The sequence below is a fragment of the Zeimonas sediminis genome (genome assembly GCF_023721795.1).
GTDB classification, from domain to species: Bacteria; Pseudomonadota; Gammaproteobacteria; order Burkholderiales; family Burkholderiaceae_E; genus Zeimonas; species Zeimonas sediminis.
In genome coordinates, this window is the sequence record NZ_JAMQYE010000001.1 from 2697247 (window position 1) to 2716180 (window position 18934).

Annotated in this window: 13 protein-coding genes; 6 read left to right on the plus strand and 7 right to left on the minus strand. The window is 72.8% G+C overall.

Features of this window, described 5'->3' with window-relative positions; translation table 11 throughout:
• Window positions 1-3: 3 nt before the first annotated feature.
• Genes M6I34_RS12780 through M6I34_RS12790 form a run of 3 tightly spaced genes read right to left on the minus strand, consistent with a single transcriptional unit; the run spans window position 4 to window position 2559 of the window.
• Window positions 4-807 carry an enoyl-CoA hydratase/isomerase family protein gene (locus M6I34_RS12780; protein ID WP_272486059.1) on the minus strand — a complete coding sequence of 268 codons (804 nt, stop codon included), beginning with the start codon at window positions 805-807 and terminating at the stop codon, window positions 4-6.
• A gap of 55 nt (window positions 808-862) precedes the next feature.
• Complete coding sequence (locus M6I34_RS12785; protein WP_272486060.1) at window positions 863-1360, minus strand: cupin domain-containing protein; 498 nt, start codon at window positions 1358-1360, stop codon at window positions 863-865.
• A 20-nt stretch (window positions 1361-1380) separates the two neighbouring features.
• Window positions 1381-2559 (minus strand): RuBisCO large subunit C-terminal-like domain-containing protein, encoded by a 1179-nt coding sequence (locus M6I34_RS12790; RefSeq protein WP_272486061.1) that lies wholly within the window; start codon window positions 2557-2559, stop codon window positions 1381-1383.
• 52 nt (window positions 2560-2611) lie between these two features.
• Between M6I34_RS12790 and M6I34_RS12795 the strand changes: the two genes are divergently transcribed.
• From M6I34_RS12795 to icmF, 5 genes are all read left to right on the plus strand, one after another.
• Window positions 2612-3775 carry an acyl-CoA dehydrogenase family protein gene (locus M6I34_RS12795; RefSeq protein ID WP_272486062.1) on the plus strand — a complete coding sequence of 388 codons (1164 nt, stop codon included), beginning with the start codon at window positions 2612-2614 and terminating at the stop codon, window positions 3773-3775.
• Entirely contained in the window at window positions 3772-4860 is a 1089-nt protein-coding gene (locus tag M6I34_RS12800; protein ID WP_272486063.1) for an acyl-CoA dehydrogenase family protein, read from the plus strand. Before M6I34_RS12795 ends, M6I34_RS12800 begins: the two co-directional genes overlap by 4 nt.
• Before the next feature lie 48 nt (window positions 4861-4908).
• Window positions 4909-9321: an RHS repeat-associated core domain-containing protein gene (locus M6I34_RS12805; protein WP_272486064.1), complete on the plus strand. Its 4413-nt coding sequence runs from the start codon at window positions 4909-4911 to the stop codon at window positions 9319-9321.
• Window positions 9318-9803 (plus strand): hypothetical protein, encoded by a 486-nt coding sequence (locus tag M6I34_RS12810; RefSeq protein WP_272486065.1) that lies wholly within the window; start codon window positions 9318-9320, stop codon window positions 9801-9803. The genes M6I34_RS12805 and M6I34_RS12810 overlap by 4 nt, the downstream gene beginning before the upstream one ends.
• 233 nt (window positions 9804-10036) lie before the next feature.
• A complete protein-coding gene (gene icmF, locus M6I34_RS12815) occupies window positions 10037-13429 on the plus strand; it encodes a fused isobutyryl-CoA mutase/GTPase IcmF (RefSeq protein ID WP_272486066.1) in 3393 nt (1130 codons plus the stop codon).
• Between the two features lie 91 nt (window positions 13430-13520).
• Here icmF and M6I34_RS12820 read toward each other — a convergent pair whose 3' ends face one another.
• A complete protein-coding gene (locus M6I34_RS12820; RefSeq protein WP_272486067.1) occupies window positions 13521-13838 on the minus strand; it encodes a hypothetical protein in 318 nt (105 codons plus the stop codon).
• Entirely contained in the window at window positions 13835-14134 is a 300-nt protein-coding gene (locus M6I34_RS12825) for a DUF2917 domain-containing protein (RefSeq protein WP_272486068.1), read from the minus strand. The genes M6I34_RS12820 and M6I34_RS12825 overlap by 4 nt, the downstream gene beginning before the upstream one ends.
• A 288-nt stretch (window positions 14135-14422) precedes the next feature.
• Here M6I34_RS12825 and M6I34_RS12830 point away from each other — a divergent pair, with 288 nt between their 5' ends.
• The gene (locus tag M6I34_RS12830) at window positions 14423-15928 is read left to right on the plus strand and encodes an aminotransferase-like domain-containing protein (protein WP_272486069.1); all 1506 of its coding nucleotides are present in this window, start codon (window positions 14423-14425) and stop codon (window positions 15926-15928) included.
• Window positions 15929-16186: 258 nt separating this feature from the next.
• On the opposite strand, the gene M6I34_RS12835 is transcribed toward M6I34_RS12830, so the two are convergent.
• Window positions 16187-17077 (minus strand): prenyltransferase, encoded by an 891-nt coding sequence (locus tag M6I34_RS12835; RefSeq protein ID WP_272486070.1) that lies wholly within the window; start codon window positions 17075-17077, stop codon window positions 16187-16189.
• A gap of 28 nt (window positions 17078-17105) precedes the next feature.
• Window positions 17106-18830 carry an ABC transporter ATP-binding protein/permease gene (locus M6I34_RS12840; RefSeq protein WP_272486071.1) on the minus strand — a complete coding sequence of 575 codons (1725 nt, stop codon included), beginning with the start codon at window positions 18828-18830 and terminating at the stop codon, window positions 17106-17108.
• Window positions 18831-18934: the final 104 nt, after the last annotated feature.

The following is an 18934-nucleotide window of genomic DNA, read 5'->3' on the forward strand; positions in this document are numbered from 1 at the left end:
GGATTACGTCGAGCCGGCTGCCTTCTTCGCGGCCAGCATCGCCTCGAGTCGCCCGCGCAACTCCTCCGACTCCACGCTCGCCCGATAGTCGGCCTCGATCCGCTCCATCAGCCCGGCCGGGATGCCCGCGTGCGCCAGCTCGTGCATGTGCCGCTTCATCTGCGCGACCACGCGCGGCTCGTTGCGGCCGATCTGCTCGAGCAGCGCGTGAACGCGCGCGGCCAGCGCGTCGCGCTCGTGCATCTCGGTCAGGAAGCCGATGCGCAGCATCTCGTCGGACTCGATCGTGGACGCGGTCAGCATCAGCTTGGTTGCGGCGGGCAGGCCCAGCCGGCTCACGTAGCGGCGCAGGCCGCCCGGGTAGTAGTGCAGGCCGATCTTCGCGGCCGGCATGAACATCTTCAGGCCCGGCGTGCCCAGGCGCAGGTCGCAGCACAGCGACATGTCGGTGGCGCCGCCGTACACGCTGCCGTTGAGCTGCGCGATGGTCACGAAGGGCAGCGCCTCGAGCGCGTCGAGCATCCGTTCGAAGCGCGCGTCGAGCTCGTCGACCAGCGCCTGCAGCGTGTAGCCGGAGCTGAAGGTCTTTTCGCCGGCGCCGGTGATGACCAGCGCGCGCATCCCGGGGTCGGCGGCGAGTTCGGCGAACAGCGCGGACAGCGCGTCGACGTCGGCCGGATCGAGGCGGTTGTGCTCGGCGGGGCGGTTCAGCGTGAGCTTCACGAGGCCGCCGGCGCGCTGGATCAGCGGGGCGCCTTCGTGGGCGGCGAGGGGTACGGGCGCGACTGCGGCGAAAGGGTCGGTCATCGTGGAATCGGGTGCGGCAGCATGGGGCCGGCGAGAGCGCCGGGGTTCCTGCGATTCAGGCGCGGATGAAGTCGGCCACCTCGGACACGGCCCTCAGCAGCGCCAGGTCCTCGGGCCCGGGCAGACGCGGCCGGTCGCGCTCCCGGTTGACCAGGCACAGGAAGCCGAGCGGCGCATCGTCGGCGGCGCGGAACTGGTGCCAGGTTTCGGGCGGCACCGTGACCAGGTCGCGCTCGGCCACGTCGAACACGCGGTCGCCGACCAGGCAGCGGCCGCGGCCGCGCAGGATCATCACCGCGTGCGCGTGCTCGTGGCACTCCAGCGTGGAGTGCCCGGCCGGCGCCACCTCGAAGTAGCGCCACTCGCAGTGCAGCTCGGGCAGCTGGAACAGCACCTGCCGGGTCACGTCGCGGAACGGGGCGCCGCCGTCTTCCTTGTAGCGCAGCAGCTCCACGCCTTCCCAGCGGCAGTCGGGCAGCGCGCGGCGCACCGGCGCGCCGTGCCCGGCGATCGCAGGGTCGTTCGCCGCGGGAGTGGGGTTCGGGTTCTTCATGTCCATCTTCGTGATCCGGTTCAGGCGGCGGCGCTGCCGCGGTCGGCCGGGAATGCGCCGCCGGCGGTCCGCGCCGCGCGCAGCGCGCTCGCGAAGGCGGCGGCGCGCGCCGGCATCGCCGGCCCGGCGGCCAGCAGGTCGCCGCCGATCAGCAGCATCGTGGCGGGGCCGAAGGCGTCGAGCATCTCGCCGCAGCGCTCGACGCGCATCCCGCCGGCGGGCACCGGCAGTGCCGGCAGGTGGCGGCCGAGCGGCTCGCGCGCCGCATCGGCGATCGCCAGGCACTCGTCGCGGCCGAACGCGAAGCGGCCGCCCCAGTTCGGGAAGATCGTCGCGTCGGCGCCGAACAGCCGCCAGAGCCGGCCCAGGAGCAGCGCCGGCGAGATGCGCCCGCCGGCGAAGGCCGGGTGGGCCATCACCGGCACGCCGGCGCGCTCGCGCACCAGCCCGGCGAAGGCGCCGGCGCCGATCAGCATCGGGCAGGCCAGCACCGCGCCCACGCCTTCGTCGCGCACCAGCGCGAGCTGCCGCTCGAGGCGGGCCGGGGCGCCGTTCACGTGCGGCGCGTAGACCGTGCGGTGGCCGGCGAGCGCCGGGTCGCCGAGCCCGGCCTTCTCCCGGTTGGCCCGCTCGACGGCTGCCTGGACCGCCGGCACGCGTCGATCGAAGGGCGCGGCGGGCTGGTCGGCGATGCCGTGGTCGTCCTTGATCACGTCGATGCCGGCGCGGGCGAAGGCGTAGGCGAGCCGCGCGAGGTCTTCGGGCGGCATGCCCTGCGGCTTCAGCGCGGTGCACGACAGCGGCCGGCCCGCGGCCGTCGGCCCGATCGCGGCGCGCCAGCCGTCGATGCCGAAGCGCGGGCCGGGCAGCGCGTCGACCAGCGTGTCAGGCAGGTGCGCGTCGACCAGCGCGACGTCGGGTTGCAGCGCGCAGTTGCCGAACAGCATGTTCAGCAGTTGTGCCGGGTCGTCGCCGACGGTGTTCGCGGACAGCGAAAGCGTGGCGCGTTGCAGGCCCGGGCCCTGCGGATCGGGTTCGATGGACTCGACCCGGCCCAGCACGCGCGCGCGCAGCGCGTCGTCGGCGATCGCCTCGGGCGGCATCTCGACCGACTGTTCCACCGCCAGCGCGCGGGCGCGCGCCGGCGCCTCGGCGGCGGTGCAACGGAGTTGATATGTGACAAGCAGGCGTCCGGTCATCCGCCAAGGATACCGCGCGTGCCTGAGCGTTCGCGGCGATACTGGCCCGGTGATGGACGCCCTGATGCTGCCGCTCACGCGGATCCCGCCCGCCGACGAGGCCTTGCGCGCCGGGATTCGCGAGTTCGTCGAATCGGCGCTGGCCGGCGTGCCGGCCGACGTTCGCGCGCGCTCGTGGATGGGCTACGACCCGGCCTTCAGCCGGGCGCTGGCCGAGCGCGGCTGGGTCGGGCTGGCGCTGCCGCCCGAGCATGGCGGCGGCGGGCGCGGCGTGTTCGCCCGCTTCGTGCTGGTCGAGGAATTGCTGTCGCGCGGCGCGCCGGTGCTGATGCACTGGATCGCCGACCGGCAGAGTGGCCCGATGATCGCGCGCTTCGGCAGCGAGGCGCAGAAGCGCTTCTACCTTCCGCGCATCTGCCGCGCCGAGATCGGCTTCTGCATCGGGCTCAGCGAGCCGAACGCAGGCTCCGACCTCGCTTCGGTTCGCACGCGGGCCGAGCGCACTGCCGACGGGTGGCGGCTGAACGGCCGCAAGATCTGGACGACCAACGCGCACCGCGCGAACTACATGATTGCGCTGGTGCGCACCTCGGGCAGCGCGGCCGACCGGCACGCGGGCCTGTCGCAGGTGATCGTCGACCTGTCGGCGCCCGGCGTGTCGGTGCGGCCGATCCGCGACCTGACCGGCGACACGCACTTCAACGAGGTGGCCTTCGACGACGTGCGCCTGCCCGACGACGCGCTGATCGGCGACGAGGGGCAGGGCTGGGCGCAGGCCAACGCCGAGCTGGCCTTCGAGCGCAGCGGCCCCGAGCGGCTGCTGTCGAGCCAGGTGCTGGTCGACGAGTGGTTCGGCTGGCTGCGGACCCTGGCCGACCCGCCGGCCGCGCAGGTCGCCGCGCTGGGCGCGATCTTCGCGCGGCTGGTCACGCTGCGCGCGATGTCGCTGGCGGTCGCCGCGCGGATCGACGCCGGCGAGTCGCCGATGCTGGCCGCGGCGCTGGTCAAGGACCTCGGCACGCTGGTCGAGCAGGACATCCCGGCCACGCTCAGCGACATGCTCGCCGACCTGCCCGATGCGGATCGCGCGCCGCCGCCGGCGGTGCTGATGCGCACGCTCGCCTACGTGTCACAGATGGCGCCGACCTTCTCGCTGCGCGGCGGCACGCGAGAGATCCTGCGCGGCGTCATCGCCAGGGGGCTGTCGCTGCGATGAGCCTGCGCGACCAGCTGTCGGAAGCGGTGACGCGGATCGCCGCCGATCGCTGCGGCACCGCCGTCGTCCGCGGCGACGAGGCCGGCGAGCGACCCGACGCGCTGTGGCGCGAGCTGGCCGCGGCCGGGCTCGATCGCGCGACCGCGTCCGAGGCGGCGGGCGGGTCGGGCCTGGGCTGGCGCGATGCGCAGGCGCTGGTCGCGGCGGCAGGCGAGTTCGCGATGCCGGTGCCGCTCGTCGAGACGCTGGGCGCGCACGCTCTGGCTCGCGCCGCCGGATGCGAGCTCGGCGCGGTTTCCGCTCCGGCCGGATTCGACGGCGCGGCGAGCTTCGCGCGGCTGGTGCGGGAGGGCGACTCGCTGGTGGCCGGCGCGGTGCCCTGGGGCGACCGGGTCGGCATCGTGGTCGGCGTGGCGGCCGACGGCGGCGTGTGGCTGCTCGACGCGGGGCGCGCCGAGCGCGGGGACCGCCGCAACCAGGCCGGGGAGGTCCGCACGCGGATGGCCTGGCGGGCGGGCGATGAGGGTGCCCGGCGCTTCGAGCGGCCGCCCGGCGGCGCGGCATCCGCCGACACGCTCGCCGCAGACTCGCTGGCCTGCCTGGCGGCCGCGCTGCGCGCGGGCCAGCTTGCCGGCGCGATGCGCCGCGTGCTGGCGATGACGGTGCGATACGCCGGCGAGCGCGAGCAGTTCGGCCGGCCGATCGGGCGCTTCCAGGCGATCCAGCAACAGCTGGCGCTGATGGCCGAACTGGTCGCGCAGGCCGCGATCGGCGTGGAGCTCGCATTCGACACCGACGGCCCACTGCCCGATCCGTTGCGGGCGGCCTGCGCCAAGCAGGTCGCGAGCGCCAACGCGCTGCAGTGCGCTGCGATCGCCCACGCGGTGCACGGCGCGATCGGCGTCACCGGCGAGTACGACCTGCAGTTGTTCACCCGCCGGCTGCGCGCCTGGGCCGCAGAGTGGGGCGGCGCACATGCCTGGGCGGCGGCGCTGGGGCGCGGGTTGCTCGGCGCCGGGCACGCTTCGGTCTGGCATGCGGTGATCGCGGCGAGCGACGGAGACGGGGGAGGCCGGACGGCCTAGTCCGCAGGTTCGATTGCGACGACGAGGGGCGGCGCCTAGCTTGGCGGCATGAAAGCCGCTGCCCTCCGCCTGCTCGCCTGCCTGTTCTGCCTGGCCGTTTCGCCGGCGCACGCTTCGTCCTGCCTGCCGGCCGGCGGGGCGCCCGGCCCGATCCTCGCGATCGGCGACTCTGGCCTGGGCGGCATCGGGCTGGTCCACAGCCCTTCGATCAGCCCGATCCCGGGACAGTCGAGCGGGGGCCTGGTGGCGAACCTGGTGGGCGCGGCCCCGGCGCCCGCCTGCGGCCCCGCCGCATCGCCAGAGCCGGCGAGCCTGCCCGCCCCCTCGCCAGGGCGCGCGGCCGGCAATCCGGTCGATCTGGTCAGCGGCAACAAGTACGCGCTGGCGGTCGACGCGCTGCTGCCCGACCCCGAATCCGGCCTGGGCGCTGCGCTGCGCGAGGCGCTCGGCGACGACGCCGCGCACGCGCTGGGCGAGGCCTGGACGCCGTTCGCACCGCTGCGCTTCGCCTTCACCCGCCACTACAACAGCCGCTTCGAGGCGTCCGGTCCCATGGGCCCCGGCTGGCGGCACGGCTTCGAGACCGCGCTCGCCCGACTGCGCGGCCGGCACGGCATCGAGCTGCAGGTGGTGCAGGCCGACGGCCGTCGACTGGTCTTTCGCCGCGATGCGGGCGGCGGCTTCGGCGGCCTCGAACCGGGCAGCGGCCGGATCGACGAGCACCTCGGCGCCGGCCTGCCGTGGGCCTGGCGCTGGCCCGACGGGCGGATCCTGCGCTTCGACCGGCAGGGCCGCCTGGCGCGGATCGAGGCGCCCGATCGCGAGCGGCTGGCCCTCGAACGCGATGCCGGCGGGCGGCTGGCCAGCGTCGGCGACGCGTCGGGCCGGGCGATTCGGTTCGAGTATTCGGGCGACCGGCTGGCCGCGCTGGTCCTGCCGGACGGGCTGCGCGTCCGCTACGAATACGACGTTCACGGCGTGCTGGCCGCGGTCCGCTATCCGGACGGGCGAAGCGTCCGGCACCACTACGAGGACCTGCGCGCCTTCCACTGGCTCACCGGCGTCGAGCGGCCCGATGGCCGTCGCAGCCGTTACCGCTACGACGACACCGGCCGGGTCGTCGAGTCCGTTCCGGTCGAAGGCGAGGCTCTCGGGGCGCTGGCCTTCGGCTGGCGGGTGCCGTCCGAGCCCGGAGGCGTCGGCAGCACCACGGTGACCGAGGGGGATCGCACGTCGACCTGGCAATGGCGAATCGATCCCGCCACCGGCGAGGCCGGGCTGCTCGCGATGGAGGGACTTCCCTGCAGCGTCTGCCCGACGCTTCGGTCGAGCTCCGACAGCAAGAAAATCTCGAATTCAGGGCCGCAGCGGTCACTCACTTACGACACCTTCGGCCTGCCTGCCGAAGCCCGGCTCTCGGGTCGCGCCAGGCGTTCGGACGAGCCTCTGGCACCGATCGCCATGCACCTGCGCTGGCAGCGCCATGCCGACGGCCCGCTGGCCGGCAAGCTGGCCTGGGTCGAGCGAGTCGCGCCCGACGGTCGGGCCGCGCGCACCGCGTTTCGTCACGACTCGCGCAGGCAGCTTGTCGCGATCGAGCGGCCGGAGGGCCTGGTCGAACGGATCGAGCGCGACCGTCTTGGCAGGCCTGCGGTCCGGCACGGATCCGACCGCGCGCGTCGCGTCGCGAGCTTCGACCGGCTGTGGCGGCTCGTGGCGTGGCGCGTGCGCGACGCGGTCACCACGGTGGAGTGGGACGAGCGCGGCTTGCCCGTGGCGATCGCCTGGCCTGCCGGCGATCGCTGGTCCCTGGCCTGGCGGGCGGACGCGGTCGAGATTCGCTCGGACCGGGGTTGGGTGGCCGGCAGCGAGCGTGCGTCCTCGCGCTCCGGCGGACCGCGCGGCGCGGCCGTGGCGCTCGCGCTCGCCGCGCCCGATCCGGTCGTCGTCGATGCGGCCGGCCGCCGCACCGAGATCCGCCACGACGATTTCGGCCGACTGGTCGAGTCCCGCTCGACCGATGCAGGGTGGCGCCGTTACCGCCACGACGCCTGGGGCCGGATCGCCCGGATCGACTCGGCCGACGGCGTCGTCGAGACCCGGCGCCACGATGCGGCCGGCCGGCTGCTCGAGCGCGAGCAGGCGGGGGCCGGCGAGCGGATCCTGACCCGGTTCGAATGGCGGGGCGGCTTGCTGATCGGAATCGAGCACCCGGCCCAGCAGACGCGAATCGAGCACGATGCCGCGGGGCGGGTGACCGCGGTCGTCGACCGGGTCGCGGGCGCCGAGCACCGATTCGGTTTCGAGCGCGACGGGCGCGAGCGCATCGTTGCCCGAGAGCTGCCCGGCGGCGCCCGAATCGAGTATCGCAACGACCGGCAAGGCCGGCCGGTCGCAATGCGCTACCGCGAGCCGGACGGGCCGCCGGTCGCGATCGTCGAAGACGTCGTCTACCGGAATGGCCGTGCGGTGGCCTGGCGCTTCGGCAACGGCACCGGCTTCGAGCGCCGCGACGACGACGCGGGCAGGCCGATCGACTGGCGATGGAAAGGCCGGCGCGGCACGCCTGCGGGGACAGGCACGCGCATCGGACATCGCGATTCGCCGGGACACGGCGATGCGCTGCCCGCCTGGCGCTATCGCTGGCGGCACGACGGCCTGCCGGCCAGCATCGCCGACGCGCGCGTCGAGCGCCGCCTGGGCTGGGACATGCTCGGCAGGCTGATCGTCGACGAGCGCCATCCGGTCGCGGGCGCGCAGGGGCTGGGCGCAGGCGGGCCAGGCGGGGGCGGGCCGGCCGGCGCCGAGTACTTCGCCTGGGACCTCGCCGGCGACCTGCGCTTCGCCAGGGCTCCCGACGGCGGCGGCTGGCGTGCCGCCGACGACCCGCCTCGCGATCCGGCGGGCCGGCCGATGCGTCACGGCGACCGCGAACTGCGCTACGGCCCGCAAGGCCGGATCGTCGAGGTGCGCGACGCCGGGCGCCTGGTGGCCGCCTATGCCTACAACGCAGCCGGCGAGCGGATCGGCAAGCGTGTCGGGGCGGTCGAGACCGGCTTCCTGTACCGCGGCCGGCGTCTTGCGGCCGAGCTCGGCGCCGACGGCCGACCGACGCGCCACTACCTGCGCTGGCTCGGCATGCCGGTGGCGATCGTCGATCGCACTCCGGGCGGCACGCGGATCGCCTGGCTGCACGGCGATCACCTCGGCACGCCGCACGCGGCCAGCGATGCGAGCGGCCGGCTCGTGTGGCAGGCCGACTACCGGGCCTTCGGCGCGGTGGCCGCGCAGCGCGGCCCCCTTCGCCAGCCGCTGCGACTGGACGGCCAGTACCACGATCCCGAAACCGGCCTGCACGACAACTACCTGCGCAGCTACGACCCGGCCACCGGCCGCTACCTCGAGCCCGACCCGCTCGGCCTGGCCGGCGGCCTGAACCGGCACGCCTACGCCGAAGGCAACCCGCTGATGGCCACCGACCCGCTGGGCCTGATCCTGTTCGCCTTCGACGGCACGAACAACGGGGCCGATCCGCCCGGCGTCGACGACGTCTCCAACGTCAGGAAGTTCTTCGAGCTGTACGACGCCGGCGCGAAGTGGTACATGACCGGCGTCGGCCTCGACGACCCGGGCAGCGGCATCCGGACGAACGCGCTCGACCCGCTCGACGCGAACACCGCGCGCGCCCGTGTCGACTACATGCTCGGCGCGCTCGACGGCTACATGGACGACGGCCGGATCGGGCAGACCGTCGACATCGACGTGGTCGGCTTCTCGCGCGGCGCGGCCATGGCGCGCGACTTCGCCAACCGGGTGGCCGGGCTGGATGCCGAGCGCTACTGGTGGGCCAAGGGCTTCTGCGTGAACCTGCGCTTCCTGGGCCTGTGGGACACGGTCGCGCAGTTCGGCCCCAACGGCAGCGACAACCACCGCTGGCAGCTCGGCATCCCGTCGGCGGTCGGCGCAGCCTTTCACGCGGTGGCGCTGAATGAGCACCGCTCGCTGTTCCCGCTCGAGGGCGCCAGCGGCGCCGCGGTCATCGAGCGCGGCTTCATCGGCAGCCACGCCGATGTCGGCGGCGGCAATGCCGAGGGCGACCTGTCCGACGTGTCGCTCGCCTGGATGGCGCAGATGGCGGCGCGATCGGGCGTGGCGCTCAAGCCGCTGCCGGAGCGTTACCTGAGCGTCGAGTCGCCGGTTCTGCACGACCGCAACTACGACCGCGCCGGCGACCGCCGGGTGGCGACCCGGGACGCGACCGGCGCCGTCGTCGCCGGCGGCGCCCAGCGCGCCGCGCCGATCGCCGGCATGGACTGGTCCGGCTCGAGGCCCTTCCTGATCGTGTCGCCGCGGCGCGAGCGCGACGCCTACGGCCGGCTGTCGATCGTCGGCAGCGTCGATATCGAGGCCTATGCGAACTGGCTCGCCGATCACTATGGCATCCGGGTCGCGGTCCGGTGAACCGGCGCCGGCGCCTCCTTCTCGCCACGCCTGGCCTCGCGGTTCTGGCGGGTTGTCTGCGGCGAGATCCGCGGATCGGCCTCGAACTGGTCTACGAGGCCGCCGCGCCGGTCGTCGTCGGGCAGTTGTGGTTCGACGACGCGCCGATGCTCGCCAGCCGGGGTGCGGAGCTCCACGTATCGCCCCACTCGACCGCCCACGAAGCGCGTTTCACCCCGTCCGGCGCGGTGGTCCCCGCCATCGTCGGCGCCCGCTGGCGCTACGAGGCGACCGACCCGGTCGACGAGGCCGCGTTCCAGTCGCTGCCCGACGACCGCCTGCCCTGGCGCGAGGCCGAGGACAGCGCGGCCCTGCGCGCCGCCATGACCCCCGAGGCGCTCGTGCTGCTGCGCGACGACCCCGACCGTCACCGCCTGCGCCTGGTGTTGCGATTCGACCGGGCGCGGCTCTGGCTGAAATGGCAGGTGAGGCAATGGCGTTGACGTTAACGTTAACGTCATGTAGCGTGCCGAGTCCGGGCCGGACGGGGGGCGCGGCGAGCCGCCGCGGCATTCGCTTCCCCGCCGACGCCGCTCCGGATTCCTCGCGCGCGCCGCCGCGTCGCGCGATACTGCCGTCATCGACCGAAAGCCTCGCGGCCCCGGGCCGCTCGCGCGATCTCCGCGGTCGCCGCGGGCCGCCCGTCCAGGGCCGTCTTCCGCGCAGGACCCCGACCATGACCGACCTGTCCGACCAGAAGCAGCTCGCCGACTACCGGATGAAGAACCGGGTGCGTTTCGTGACCGCCGCCTCGCTGTTCGACGGCCACGACGCCTCGATCAACATCATGCGGCGCATCCTCCAGAGCAAGGGCGCCGAGGTCATCCACCTGGGCCACAACCGGTCGGTTCGCGAGATCGTCGACTGCGCGCTGCAGGAAGACGCGCACGCGATCGCGATCTCGTCCTACCAGGGCGGCCACGTCGAGTACTTCAAGTACATGATCGACCTGTTGCGCGAGGCCGGCGCCGGCCACGTCAAGGTGTTCGGCGGCGGCGGCGGGGTGATCGTGCCGTCCGAGATCCGCGAACTGCACGAGTACGGCGTCGAACGCATCTACAGTCCCGAAGACGGCCAGCGCATGGGCCTGCAGGGCATGATCGCCGACATGATCCGGCGCTGCGACGTCGACCTGTCGCAGTACGCGCCGGCCAGTCTCGACGAGATCGTGGCGCCGGCCGGCGATGCCGACGTCGACGCGGCGGCGCGTGCCAGGCTCGCGAAGTCGCGCCGCGCGCTCGCCCAGGCGATCACCGCGCTCGAGCTCGGTCACGTCGACGGTCGCATGGACGAAGCGCAATTCGCTGCCTGGCGCGCCGAGCTGCACAAGCGCGCCGAAACGATCGCGACGCCCACGCTGGGCATCACCGGCACCGGTGGCGCCGGCAAGTCCAGCCTCACCGACGAGCTGATCCGTCGCTTCCGGCTCGACCAGGACGACCGGATGCGGCTGGCGGTGATCTCGGTCGATCCCACCCGACGCAAGAGCGGCGGCGCGCTGCTCGGCGACCGGATCCGGATGAACGCGATCGACCATCCGAACGTGTTCATGCGCTCGCTGGCCACCCGCGAAGCCGGCAGCGAGATCAGCCAGGCCCTGCCCGACGCGATCGCCGCCTGCAAGCTCGCCGGCTTCGACCTGATCGTCGTCGAGACCTCGGGCATCGGCCAGGGCGACGCCGCGATCGTGCCGCTGGTCGACGCCACGCTCTACGTGATGACGCCCGAGTTCGGCGCTGCCAGCCAGCTCGAGAAGATCGACATGCTCGACTTCGCCGACTTCGTCGCGATCAACAAGTTCGACCGCAAGGGCGCGATGGACGCGCTGCGCGACGTCTCCAAGCAGTACCAGCGCAACCGCGAGCTGTTCACGAAGCGCCCCGAGGAGATGCCGGTATTCGGCACCCAGGCCTCGCGCTTCAACGACGACGGCGTCACCGCGCTGTACCAGGGCATGCTGCCGCGGCTGGTAGAGCTCGGGCTGAAGCTGCCGCTGGCCGGCACGCCCGAGGCCGCCGGCGCTGGCCGCGCGGACGCGACGCTCGGCGGCCGCCTGCCGAGGGTCGAGGGCCGGCATTCGTCGAGCCAGGTGGTGATCGTGCCGCCCGCCCGCATCCGCTACCTGGCCGACGTGGCCGACACGGTCCGCGGCTACAAGCGGCGCGCCCGCGAGCAGGCGCGGCTCGCTCGCCAGGTGCAGCAGCTGCGCGAATCCGCCCGGATGCTGCTGGAGGAAGACGCCGAGAAGAGCGGCGCGCGCAAGACCGTCGAGGCGCTGGCCGACAAGCGCGAGGCGATGCTCGACCCGGCCGCGAAGAAGCTGCTGGCGATGTGGCCCGACATGCAGAAGGCCTACGCCGGCGACGAATACGTGGTGAAGATCCGCGACCGCGAGATCCGCACGAAGCTCACCTACACCTCGCTGTCGGGCACGAAGATCCGCAAGGTCGTGCTGCCGGGCTACGAGGACCACGGCGAGCTGCTGAAGTGGCTGATGCTCGAGAACGTGCCCGGCTCCTTCCCGTACACCGGCGGCGTGTTCGCGTTCAAGCGCGAGAACGAGGACCCGACCCGCATGTTCGCCGGCGAGGGCGACCCCTTCCGCACCAACCGGCGCTTCAAGCTGCTGTCCGAGGGCATGCCGGCCAAGCGCCTGTCCACCGCCTTCGACTCGGTCACGCTGTACGGCCACGACCCCGACCTGCGGCCCGACATCTACGGCAAGGTCGGCAACTCGGGCGTGAGCATCGCCACGCTCGACGACATGAAGGTGCTGTACTCGGGCTTCGACCTGTGCGATCCGGCCACCAGCGTCAGCATGACGATCAACGGCCCGGCGCCGACGATCCTCGCGATGTTCATGAACACCGCGATCGACCAGCAGGTCGAGAAGTTCGAGCGCGACAACGGCCGCCAGCCGACCGACGACGAGCACCAGAAGATCCGCGAGTGGACGCTGTCCACGGTGCGCGGCACGGTGCAGGCCGACATCCTGAAGGAAGACCAGGGCCAGAACACCTGCATCTTCAGCACCGAGTTCTCGCTCAAGGTCATGGGCGACATCCAGGAGTACTTCGTCCACCACGACGTGCGCAACTTCTATTCGGTCAGCATCAGCGGCTACCACATCGCCGAGGCCGGCGCGAACCCGATCAGCCAGCTCGCCTTCACGCTGTCCAACGGCTTCACCTTCGTCGAGGCCTATCTCGCGCGCGGCATGCACATCGACGACTTCGCGCCGAACCTGAGCTTCTTCTTCTCCAACGGCATGGACCCCGAGTACACGGTGCTCGGCCGCGTGGCGCGGCGGATCTGGGCGGTCGCGATGAAGGAGCGCTACGGCGCCAACGAGCGCAGCCAGAAGCTCAAGTACCACTGCCAGACCAGCGGCCGCAGCCTGCACGCGCAGGAGATCGACTTCAACGACATCCGCACCACGCTGCAGGCGCTGATCGCCACCTACGACAACGCCAACTCGCTGCACACCAACGCCTACGACGAGGCGATCACCACGCCCACCGAGGAGAGCGTGCGGCGCGCGATGGCAATCCAGCTGATCATCAACCGCGAGTGGGGGCTGGCGAAGAACGAGAACCCGAACCAGGGCGCCTTCGTGATCGACGAGCTGACCGAGCTGGTCGAGGAGGCAGTGCTGGCCGAGTTCGAGCGGATCGCCGAGCGCGGCGGCGTGCTCGGCGCGATGGAAACCGGCTACCAGCGCGGCAAGATCCAGGACGAGTCGATGCACTACGAGATGCTCAAGCACACCGGCGAGCATCCGATCATCGGCGTCAACACCTTCCGCAATCCGCACGGCGATCCGATCCCGCAGACGCTCGAGCTGGCCCGCTCCACCGAGGAAGAAAAGCAGAGCCAGCTGAAGCGCCTGGCCGACTTCCACGCGCGCAACGCGAGCCAGGCGCCGGCGATGCTGCAGCGCCTCAAGGACACGGTGATCGCCAACGGCAACGTGTTCGAGGTGTTGATGGACGCGGTGCGGGTCTGCTCGCTGGGCCAGATCACCGGCGCGCTTTTCGAGGTCGGCGGGCAGTACCGGCGCAGCATGTAGCGCCCGGGGTGGCACTGCGGGCGTCGCCCGTCGGGAACCGGGCCGCCAGCCGGCAGCGGCGTGCCGGCGGCGGCCGCGGCACGCCGGCCGGCTAGCGCAGGAAGTCCAGCCTTCGCGCGATCGCCTGGGCGCTGCGCTCGTTCTCGCGCAGGGCCCGCGCCCGCTCGATCAGTCGCTCCGGCGCGCCGATGTCGCGCAGGATCCTTTCGTCGAACCCGAGCAGGTCGTGCTCGTGACGGGCGCGGCGCCATCCGGCGAGCGCGCGGCCCGGACTCGGCAGGTCCGCACTGGGCAGGCCCGGACTCGGCAGCCGCAGCGCGCCGAACAGGGCCCGCGCGAGCTCGGCGATCCGCTGCGGGCGCAGCCCCGAGGGCGTCCGCGCCAGGACGCTTGCGCTCAGCCCTGTCATGACTGTCTCCCGGCCAGGTGCCGGCCGAGCCACCACGCCGCCCGTTCCGGGACGCATGCGCGGCCGTCCGATGCCGGCGCCGATGCGGCGAACCTGAGCAGGGTCGCGCCCGGCGCGTCGCCGCTCGCGTGCAGCAGGCAGCCCGGCGCGACGGCGAGCGACTCGCCGCGGCCGAGGAAGTGGTCGGCCGACTCGCCGTCGATCGTGAGCCAGGCGCGGCCGCGCAGCACCTCGAGCCGGCCGGTCGGCCCGACGAGCAGGGCCGCCTGCTCGTCCCGGCCGAGGCGCATCAGCATGTCGGGTTCGGCCCTGCGCGGGGCCGGACCGGTCCGCGGGCGGAAGAACTTGCGAAGAATGGGCAACGGGTCGCGAAGGATGCTGGCCACGGCGTCGCTCCTGGAGGGGAAGTTGCGATGCAGCCATGGTCGGCTTCGCGCCGGTCCGCGCCCAGCCCCAGGACGCCCCCAACTGCGGCGGCACAGCCCCCGCCGCGCCGCGTCTGTACCTGCCGGATCGGCCGCCATCTGTCATTGCCGTGGCACCTTCGACCGGTACAGAATGGTGTGTCTGGAGGTGCGACGGACATGGAAAGCGTCATCGACGATTCGCGGGCCGCGAGCCGGCCCGGGCCGGGGCCGGCCGAGCGCTTCGCGGCCGGGCGCGACGGCGGCGTGCTCTACCTGAGCATCGCCGAGACGCTGGCGCGCTCGATCCGCAGCGGGGCGATGAGGCGCGGCGAGCGCGTGCCCTCGGTGCGAGAGCTCGCCCGGCAGCATGGCGTCTCGCTGTCGACCGCCACGCAGGCCTATCGCTCGCTGGAAGACGCCCGGCTGATCGAGGCGCGCCCCCGCTCCGGGTATTTCGTGGCCGCCAGGCCGCCCTCGCTGCCCGAGCCCGACACCTCGCGGCCGCCGCAGGTTTCGAAGCGGGTCGACCGCTCGGCGCTGACCGCCGAGGTGATGCGGATCGCCGAGGACCCCGATTACGTATCCTTCGGGGCCGCCTGCCCGGCCGCCTCGCTGTTCGACGAGACGAAGATCCGGCGCGCGGTCGCGCGCTCGGTCCAGCGCCACCGGCGCACGCTGGCCGAATATCGCGTCGGACCCGGCCACGAGGCGGTGCGCCGCGCGATCGCGCGCCACGCGCTGCGGCTCGGGTCGGTGATCGATCCGCAGCAGCTGCTGGTGACCAACGGCTGCCTCGAGGCGATCGTGCTGTGCCTGCGCGCGGTCACCCGGCCCGGGGACGTCGTGGCGCTCGAGTCGCCGACCTACTTCGGCTTCTTCGAGATCCTCGAGCAGCTGCACCTGCGCGCGCTGGAGATCCCGACCCATCCGCGCACCGGCATGGCGCTCGACGCGCTGCAGCTGGCCTTCGAGACGCAGCCGGTCAAGGCGGTGCTGACCGTGCCGACGCTGTCGAACCCGCTCGGCGCCAGCATGCCGCTGGCCGAACGCAGGCGGCTCGCGCGGATGGCGGGCGAGCGCGGCATTCCGGTGATCGAGGACGTGATCTACAACGACCTGTCCGAGCAGGACGACCGCCGGCGCAGCGTGCACTCGTTCGACGACGGCGGCAACGTGATGCTGTGCGGCTCGTTCACGAAGACGCTGGCGCCCGGCATCCGGCTCGGCTGGGTCGCCGCGGGCCGCTGGCACGCCCAGGTCCAGCGGATGAAGGCGGCCACCAGCGGCGGGCAGTCCACAGTGCTGGAATTGGCGGTGGCCGAGCTGCTCGGACAGACCGGCATCGAGTCCGGCTACCGCCGCCTGCGCACGACGATCGCGGCCCGTGTCGACGAGGCGCGCGAGATCATCGCGCAGAGCTTTCCGCGCGGCACCCGGGTCACCGATCCGCCGGGCGGCTTCATCCTGTGGGTGGAGTTCCCGCACGGCGTCGACACGCTCGAGCTTTGGCGCAGCTGCCTCGACGAGCGGATCTGCTTCGCGCCGGGCAACATGTTCAGCGCCAGCGACCGTTTCGGCCGCTTCGCCCGCTTCGGCGTCGGCGGCCGCTGGGACGACGCGCAGCGTGCCGCGCTGCGCAGGATCGGCGAGCTCGCGACGCGAATGCTGGCGGACGGCGGCTGAGCGGGCTCGGCCCTTGCGCACGAAACGGTGGACCCGACCGGAGGCGATCGGGCGCTTGCCGCCCTGCGCGAAGGCGTGGCCGATGCGGCGCGGGCTGGCTCGACGGGAGGACTCTCGATGACGGCGTTCTGGGCAATCGGGATCGGCATCGCCTGCCTGATGCTGGCCGGCCTCGTCTGGTGGGTCATCAGGAACTGGTGCGACTGAGACCGGCCGGCCGGGGCCCCGACGCTGCGCCCGGCCGGGCGCGGAGCGCGGTCAGGCGCCGAGCACGAGCCCGGCCGCGACAAGCAGCCCCTGCAGGTGCGCTGCCGCGATCGTCGACCGGATGGCGGGCAGGAGCGCGGCCACCGGATCGTCGTCGCGATGCCGGCGCAGCGCCCGGGCCGCCCCGAGGGACAGCGGAAGCGACAACAGCCCTGCGAGCGTCCACGCCGGCATCGCGCCGACCGCCATGGCGCCGACCAGCCACAGGGCGGCGGCCGTGACGAGCCCCAGGTAGGCCCAGGCGCCTCGTCGCGCGCCGAGTCGCACGACGATCGTGCGCTTTTGCGCGGCTTCATCCGCCTTCCGGTCCGGGTAGCCGTTTGCGAGAAGGATGGCCGCGACCAGCAGCGCGAGCGGCATGCCGGCCAGCACCGGCGTTGCCGACCAGCCGCTGCGCTGGACAGCGTCCGCACCCAGCACGACCAGCAGCCAGGCCGCCCCGATCACCGGTTCGCCGAGCCCTCGCGCCGACAGCCGCAGCGGTGGCGCCGAATAGGCGATCGCCAGCAGCAGCCCCGACATGCCGATGCCCCAGAGCTGCGGCCTGTCGGCCAGCGCGAGCGCTGTCCCGGCCAGTGCGACCGCCGCCAGCAGGCCATACCCGTAGAGGGCGACCGTGCGCGCGCCGATCCGGCCTTCCTGGATCAGTCGGCTGCCTCCGGTGAAGGGCCTCAGGCCGTCGGTGTTCAAGGCGTCGGCATCGCGGTCGTGATAGTCGTTGACCAGGTTCGCGCCGGCGTGAGCGAGGAGCGCGCCAAACAGCGTCGCCAGGGCTTTCGGCAGGTCCAGGGGCACGCCGTCGGCGCGAGCGCCGGCCAGGCCGAGCACCACCGCGACGGCGGTGATCGTGAGGAACTGCGGCCGCGTTGCTGCCAGCCACACCGGGCGCGATCCGTGCATCGTTTGGGCCCTAGCCGAAGGTGTAGCCATCGGCCGGGACCAGTTGCCAGCCGCCGTTGCCGGTCAGCTCCAGCACCTGGTGATGGCGCGCCAGCAGCGCCGGTCGGTGGCTCACGCTGACCGGCGTGGTCCGGGTCGCTTCCAGCTGGCGATACAGGTTCTCCTCGTTGTCGGCGTCGAGCGCGCTGGTGGCCTCGTCGAGCATCACGTAGGCGGGCTCGTGGAGCAGCACGCGCGCGAAGGCCAGCCGCTGCTGCTCGCCGATCGACAGGAGCTTTCCCCAGTCGAGCTCCGCGTCGAGGCCGCCGACGCGCCCGGCCAGGTCGCCCAGGTTCACCCGCTGCAGCAGGGTCAGCAGGAAATCGTCGTTCACCGGCCGGCTGCCGTCCGGGTAGAGGATCTGGGCGCGCAGGCTTCCCAGCACCATGTACGGTTGCTGCGGCAGGAACATCAGGCGTTCGTCCGGAGGGCGCAGGATCCGGCCGTCGCCCGCGTCCCAGAGGCCGGCGATCGCGCGCAGCAGCGAGCTCTTGCCGCAGCCGCTGTCGCCCACGATCAGCAGGCCCTTCGCAGGCTCGACCGACAGCGACAGGTCGCGGATCAGGGTCCGCTCCCGGTTCGGCGTCGTGACGGTGACCCGCTCGAGTGCGAGGGTCGGCGCGAGCACCGTCTCGATCCGCCGGTCGGCCTGCGCCGGGCCCTCGCCCGGCGCGGCCAGCGTCCGCGCGAACGCGTGCAGCCGGTCGACGCCCGCGGCGAAGCGGCTCAGGCCCTCGAAGTGCTCGACCACCACGGTCATCGCGCTGAGGATCGCGGCGAAGGCGCCGCCGGCCTGGACCGCGCGGCCGACCTCGAGCTCCCCGGAGATCACCCGCGACGCGAGGATCGCACTGGGCAGCACGACCGTCATCATGCTGAACCCGTACTGGCACAGGTTCAGCAGGAACTGCCTGCGGATCAGCTTGCGGTAGTTCTCGAAGACCGCGTCGAAGAACTTCCTGGCCCGGGATGCCTCGCGAGCCTCGCCCCGGTGGAAGGCGATCGGCTCGGCGTTCTCGCGGATGCGGACGAGGCTGAAGCGGAAATCGGCCTCGTGCCGGATCTGGAAGTAGTTGAGCCCGATCAGCGCCTTGCCGAAGACGACCGTGGTGAGCAGGTTGCCGGCGATCGCGTAGACGATCAGGAACAGGACCAGCTCCCTCGAGATCGACCACAGCACGCCGGTGAACGCGACCAGCTGGATCAGCGCGCCTAGCGCGATCGCCAGGAAGTACAGCGACTCCTGCGTGAAGGACCGGATGTCCTCGGAGATGCGCTGGTCGGGGTTGTCGATGCCGCCTCGCGCGTTCAGCTCGTAGTAGGCGCGATCGCCGAGATAGCGGTCGAGGAAGCGGTTCGTCAGCCAGCGGCGCCAGTGATTGCCGAGGCTGTCGCGCACCCAGTAGTAGAGCGCGTAGATCGGCACCGCGACGATCAGGATGACCACGCACTGCCGGATGGACAGCCAGAAGCGGTCCGCGTCGCGGGCGGCGAGCGCCGAAGTGAATTCGCCGGTCTGCTCGATCAGCAGCACATTGAAGCCGGTCTGCCCGAGCAGCAGCAGGACCAGCATCGCGAGGAAGCCCAGCGCGCGCGGCCGCTCCTGCGACTGCCAGTAGGGCCGGGCGACCTCGCAGAAGCGCAGCAGCAGCCGCCTGTTCAGGCCGCTCGCGAGGGGTTCTGCGGGGGTTTCCATCATGTGGGCGGGTGCGCGGGCAATCATACTGCCGGCGCCCCGCGAGCGGGCGTTCAGGCATCATTGGCTCACCGTCGCGGCGGCGCGATCCGCGCCGGGGGCGC